The following is a 6,502-nucleotide window of genomic DNA, read 5'->3' on the forward strand; positions in this document are numbered from 1 at the left end:
GGACGTGGCTTCAGGGGGTGTGCCAGCGGGGTCGCGGTCGGCGAAGGCCGCCGGCGCACCTCCCGCGATCGTCAAAGCCAAGGTCGAGCCCAACCCGAGGCTCAACCATCGATGCGACCGGATCATGCCAAGCTCCGATTTCCCAATCACCTAACACGCCATCGAGGAACGTAGATCGTCGGGAGCCCCGGCGAATGAGTCGGCGTACAGGTAGCCCTGGAGCACGGAACGCGGTGGCATGAGTCATCGGGCCGCCCCGATCAGGTAGCGCCCCCGTGGGCGATGTGAATATCCGGCGCTGTCAACCCGGCAATGTGCGGGCGGCGAGTTCTGCCCTGGACGAGACGCCGAGCTTGCGGAACGCGCGGTAGAGGTGGAACCCGACCGTCCGGGGACTCAGGGCGAGCGATTGGGCGATCTCGCGGTTGGTCGCCCCCGCCGCGGCGAGCCGGGCGACGCGCAGTTCCTGCGGAGTGAGTGGTGCGACCGGGGCGGCGTCCATCCGGGCCGCCTCCCCTCCGCAGGCCGAGAGCTCGGCGCGCGCGCGTTCGAGCCATGGCCAGGCGCCCAGCCGCTCGAAGATCGCCACCGCCTCGCCGAACCTGGCCGCGGCGGCTCCCCGCCGCCGCGACCGCCGCAGCCACTCCCCGTGCAGCAGCAGCCCGCGTCCGCGCCCGAAGGGGTCGTCCTCGCCCTCGGCAGGTTCGGGCCATGGACCGTGGCCGGTCAGGGCGTGACACCGGCTCACCAGGGTCGCGGTCCACGGGGCCGCGACGGCGGCCGCCGTAGCCTCAACGCGCCGGCACATCTCATCCGCACGCGCCCGGTCGCCGACCCGCATGGCGGCCTCCATATGGTCGAGCCCCGCAAGCAGCGCGAGCGGACCGTCGGGGAGCGGCCTGCCCCGCATTCGGCTCCAGTCGCCCCGGGCGGCGTCGCCGGCGCCCTCCGCCCACGCGCGGAGGGCGCGCACCTCGTCGTCTTCGAGTTCGTATCGCCCCGCTGGGACCGCCGCACCCGTGACGGCGGCCAGCCAGGCGAGCACGGCGTGCAGACGAGCCGCTCCGGTGGTGTCTCCGAGGTGTTCGGCCCGGTCGAGCCCCTCGGCGGCGGCCGTCCTCGCGGCCTCGTAGCCTCCCGCCTGGATGTGGCACGACGCGACCACCTCCAGGATCGCGGGCAGCCTGCCGTGGAGCTCGCGCTCGCGGCATCCGGCCACCAGCGCGCCGGCGGCGTCCAGCGCCAAGGCGCCCTCACCCGCGAGCAGCCGCAGCCTGATGCCATCCAGCGCGGCGGCGACGGCTGTCGCCCCACTCCACATCACCGGCGCGCCCACACCATGGCGGCGGGCCTCTGCGGTCAGGCCGGCGGCCCGCACGCGCTGCCCGGCCTCGGCCGCGGCGGACGCGGCCAGTGCCAGCCTCTCGCCACGCGTCGCGGGGCTCGCGCTCAGCTCCGCCGCGGCCTGGAGTGCGTCGGCCGCCTCCTCCGCACCGGTACGGCGCGCGGCGGCGACCAGGGCGGCGGCGGTGTCCTCCTCCGGGCCGAACGCCGCCGCGGCCCGGTGCCAGACAGATTCACGCGCGCTCGTGCCGGGTGTGGCCGCGGCCGCCCGATGTGCGGCGGCCCGCAGTTCCAGCGGGGCGGATGCGTAGGCGGCGATCCGCGCCTGCGGGTGGCGGAAGGCCACGGCCGAACCCGTCACCGTGACCAGGCCGGCCCGTTCGGTCTCGGTCAACTCCCGAACGGATGCGCCGACGCGGCCGGCGGCGGGCAGGAGCGTGGTCAGGTCGGCATCGCCTCGCGCGCCCATGACGGCGAGCAGGACGAGAAGCGCGCGTGCGGCGTCGGAGACCGGCGGCTGGGCGGTCACGGCGCTTTCCATGGGGGCCCATGGCGAGGTGAGGCGGCCTGCGCGCTGGTCGGCCGTGACCGCACGGGCGAGCGTGACGAGAGTCCGAGGGTTGCCCTCTCCCGCCGCGACGAGGTTAGCCCGCACTCGGGCGGGCAGAGAGCCGGCGTGCGTGTCCACGATGCGGCCGGCGTCGTCGTCTGCCAGCCGCTCCAGGCGGAGCTCGGGCAGGCCAGGCTCGGCCAGGCAGGCCGGACCCTCGCCGTCGGCGCACGCGAGCACGAGGCTCACACCGGCGGTCCGGCGGGTGGCGAACAGCAGGGCCTCCGCCGACGGCTGGTCCAGCCACTGGGCGTCGTCGATGATGAGCAGCAGACCATTCGGCCGGGACAGGTCCGCGACTGCGGCTGTGGCCCGAATCCCGTCGCGCAGAGGGTCGGCATCGCCGGTGACCCCGAGGATGCGATGGAGCGCCCCGAGCGCCAGATCGGCCTCGTCTCTGATCCCCCTGCTGCGTACGACCCTGACATTTGTGCCGGGGGAGTGGTCGAGCAGCGCGGTGCGGCCGATCCCCGGCTCTCCGCGCAGGACAAGCACCCTGCGATCTCCCTGCGCTGCTCCGAAGGCCATGTCCCCGACGACCGCCTGCTCGTGTTCCCGGCCGTAAAACCGGGGGACTGGGCGCGCATCCGCGGATGAACTTCCCGACATATCAGCTGTATCGACCACGATGAACAGCAAAAGGTAATCCGCGCCCGCTTAGCAGGATCATTCATTATTTGTTCATCAAAATGACTGGTGAAGATCAACTTCGCTGGTTACTCTCCAGCCGTGTTACACGGGCGAACCGGTGAGCTACGCGCCCTGGACCTGTTGCTTTCTGACGCTCAAACCTCCCGTGGCGGAGCTCTGATCGTCCGGGGCGCGGCAGGGGCCGGCAAAACGGCATTGCTCGACCACGCCGCCCGCGCCGCGCGGGCAGCCGGGATGCAGGTGGTGAGGGCCACGGCGCTGGAGTGCGAGAGCGCCATTCCATTCGCCGGGCTCAGCCAGATCCTCCCTCTCACGCTCGACGCCTCTCTTTCGAACTCCGACCGCTTCAGCGTCGGGCTCGCCGTGCTGGCACTGCTCCGGCAGGTGGCGGCGGGGCGGTCGCTCGTCTGTGTGGTGGACGACGCGCACTGGCTCGACCCCGCGTCGGCAGAGGCGCTGTCGTTCGCCGCGCTGCGGTTGGACACCGCACCAGTGGCTCTGCTGCTCGCCTCCCCCGCGGATCACCCATGGACGGGCAGCACGCGAGAGCTGATCCTGGCACCGCTCGACGAGGCGGACGGCGCCGCGCTGCTCGCCGAGCGGGCGCCCGGCCTGGTGCCGATCATGAAGAGGTGCGTCATCGCCGCCGCCGAGGGCAATCCGCTCGCCCTGGTGGAGTTCGCGCGGAATGTGAGCACGCGACCCGGGGTCGGCAGGCCCCAACGGAAAACGATTACAGTTCGCCCGGAGATCGCCGGCCGTTTCCTGCGGCCGGTCCGCGAGCTGCCGCGCGAGACCGTCATGGCCATGCTGATCTGCGCCGCAGCGGATGTGTGCCCCCTGCCGGGATTCGCCGACCTCCGTGGCGAGGCCGGCGATCTCGCAGCTCTCCAGGCGGCGGCCGAGCGGTTCGGGATCTCTCTGTCGTCCCTCTCTCTCGCCGAGCACGCGGGCCTGGTCGGTCTGAACCGCACCGGCGTGAAGTTCACGCATCCGCTGGTGCGGATGGCCGTCTATCAGAGCGCATGCGCCGCCGACCGGATGCGCGCACACCGTGCCCTGGCCGCGGTTCTGCCGCCGGCCTCAGCCGTCTTCCACCTCGCCGCCGCCGCGACCGGGCCCGACGGCGCCACCGCCGACTTCCTGGAGCGCCTTGCCGGGGGCCTGCGCAGCCGCGCCCTGGCAGGGGAGGCGCTGGAGGAGGCCGCGCGACTCACCTCAGAACCGGCCGCCCGTGCCCGCCGCCTGCTCGCCGCCGCGGCTGCCGCATTCGACATCGGCCCTGCCCGAGCCACGGCCATGACCGCAGGAGCCTGGATGGCCGAAGCCGCACCACACGGTCAACCGGCAGGCGGGCTCGATGATCCGGTTGAGGCACTACTCCAAGCGGGCGACGACCAGTCGGCGTCGATCCTCGCATCCGCCCTGGTCGCCGAATGCCGCGACCGCGACATGCCAGGGCGACTGCCGTACGCGTTGCATGGTTTGAGCAGCGCACTGCGACAGATGGGCGACCACCAGGCCGCAGAGGCCGCGGCGCATGAAGGGCTGGCCGTGGCTCGTGAGGTGGCGCAACCTCATCAGGAAGCCCGGCTGTCGGCCATCCTGGCCTGGCTCGCGGCCGCCCGCGGCGAGGCCGTACCCATCGGCGATGAGATGACGCCGCTTGCGGTGTGGACCGCCGCGCTGCTCGACCTGAGCCTCGGCCGCCATGGCGCCGCGCTCGAACGATTGCTCGCAGGGCCCCTCCATGTTCTGGCGACACCCGACCTCGTGGAGGCCGCCGTCCGAGCGGGGAACCCGGCTGTCGGTCGCGAGCCGCTGGAACGATTCGAGGAGTGGGCCGCCGGCACGTGCCGCGCCGCCCCCGCCGGTCTCGCCCTCCGCAGTCGCGCACTGCTGGCAACGGATGCGCACCATGCCGTCAAGCTGTACAGCGCGGCGGCGGAGCTGCTCGGAGTGCGGCCGTACGAACAGGCCAGGACGGCCCTCCTGCACGGTGAGGCGCTGCGCAGGGCCCGCCATCCCACGCAGGCCCGGCAGCACCTGCGCACCGCTCATTCGGTCTTCACCGAGCTGGGAGCCCACCCGTGGGCCGAACGTGCCCGCGCCGAGTTGCTCGCCACGGGTGTCGCCGACCCGGTCGAGGCCGGATCCCTGCTCACGCCGCAGGAACACCGCGTCGTACGGCTGGCCGCCGGCGGCGCCGGCAATCGGGAGATCGCCGCCCAGCTCGGCATCAGCCCGAGGACGGTGGCCAACCACCTCTACAAGGCCTTCCCCAAACTGGGCGTGGCCTCCAGAAACGAGCTCGGCCAGACGTTCCTGAGGGGCGAGCGTTCTGCGCCGGCATCGCCGAAGTCGACGCCAAGATCGAGGAGTTGCCCCGGGGGAGGCCCCGGCGACCTAGAGTCGATCGTGTGACCTACTTGCGCGATAACGGGGCAGTTCAGTAGCGATCGCAGCCGGAAACCACCGACGAGCATCTACTCTGCCCGCGCGCCGGCTCCCACGGAACAGTGACGGAACAAGATCTTTTAGAGGCATCGACTCGGACGTGACGAACCCCGCTTCCAGAGCACAGGAAGCGGGGTTTCTGCACGTCAGGGGTTACTTGAGGAGCTGGCGGGCCATGACCATGCGCTGGATCTGGTTGGTGCCCTCGTAGATCTGAGTGTTCTCCGCCGTACTCCTGAGCGAACTGGGCTAACTCCTTGATCTAGCCTCTGACCAGGGCATAAGCCTCTGGGTACCTGTCATGGTTTCTCGCTGGCTTACGGGCTCTCACGGAACAGCCACGGAACAAGATCCGCATTATCGGCAATCCACCGCTCTTGATCACTCGCCCGAAGGGTGACTCACAGTAGCCATTCGGATGGAGAGTGAACATCGGATTTGGTGTTGCCGTCGACGCGCGCCACATCTCAGCCCACCATGATCGCCTCGTCTGCCGTCGTCCCAGGGCGACCCGAAAGCGGGCCGGCGACGGAGACGCAAGCCCGGTCTGGCGTGTACCTGTCCCCGGCGCCCTTTCTCCTCTGCTGGTTGCCCTGCAGAAGGGACCGGGCTTGTGTCGGAGGAGTCGGTCTGCTGGGCTCCACCTGGGCGACGTCAGGTGAGTCGATCATGGCCCTCAGCCACACCACAACCGGAACCCTTGCTCCTCGATCCCCTCGGAGCCAGACTCCCCCGCCGGAGGCCCTTGGACCTTCTGTTTACAAGCCGGGAGAAGATCGTCTACTCCTGTCCCTCAGCGTCTCTTCCTGCCTGCTCAGCGGGCTGATTGGCTTGATCGTCTTCTGTCGACGTCTACGGCCGTCTCGGGACGCAGTTAGCATCCGCGTTAGAAAGATCATCGCCCGGCGCACCGGAGGCGGCTTATCGCCCCCACGGGGATGCGCGATGAAGGCGATGGCCAACATGCTTCCCCCTCTGGCGTTCTTGCTCGGACTGCGATTCCATAACGCCCCTCATAGGGATGGCGGCGGTGCTTGAACCAACACGACGGCCGTGGCGCCCATCACCATGGACCGTCGAACGCTGCGGCCCCCCGAGCTGTGCGAACAAGCCATGTGGGTCTCCTCATGGTTGGAGGAGCTGGCCGACGGTTGCGGAACCTCCATCAGCGTGGGGTCCATTGACCGTCATTGATCGAACCCCCATGGGGGTTCGATCAATGACGAGCGCCTACCGCTCGCGAGCGAGGCGGTTCGATGCGTTCACCGCGGTGGTCTGCCGGGCCGTACCGATGGGAGCGGAGACAAGGTACTCGGTGGTGGTCGCTTGCCGACGTTCGGAGTTGACATCTCGCCGCTACCCCTGGCCGCAGGGCGGAGCGGCCAGGGGTAGCGGTCGACGCCGCGGCAGCAGGCGAGAACCGGGTCGTCCGGTCAGGTC

The 6,502-nt window shown here is 70.5% G+C and carries 2 protein-coding genes; one reads left to right on the forward strand and one right to left on the reverse strand.

Annotated elements, in window-relative coordinates; genetic code table 11:
* Positions 1-301: 301 nt before the first annotated feature.
* Positions 302-2,449, reverse strand: a complete 2,148-nt coding sequence (locus JOL79_RS20015; RefSeq protein WP_210157364.1) for a LuxR C-terminal-related transcriptional regulator — start codon at positions 2,447-2,449, stop codon at positions 302-304.
* A 234-nt stretch (positions 2,450-2,683) separates the two neighbouring features.
* Here JOL79_RS20015 and JOL79_RS20020 point away from each other — a divergent pair, with 234 nt between their 5' ends.
* Positions 2,684-5,029, forward strand: a complete 2,346-nt coding sequence (locus JOL79_RS20020; protein ID WP_210157365.1) for an AAA family ATPase — start codon at positions 2,684-2,686, stop codon at positions 5,027-5,029.
* The last annotated feature ends 1,473 nt before the right edge of the window (positions 5,030-6,502 follow it).

Origin of the sequence: Microbispora oryzae, assembly GCF_017896165.1 — a bacterium.
Lineage (GTDB): Bacteria > Actinomycetota > Actinomycetes > Streptosporangiales > Streptosporangiaceae > Microbispora > Microbispora oryzae.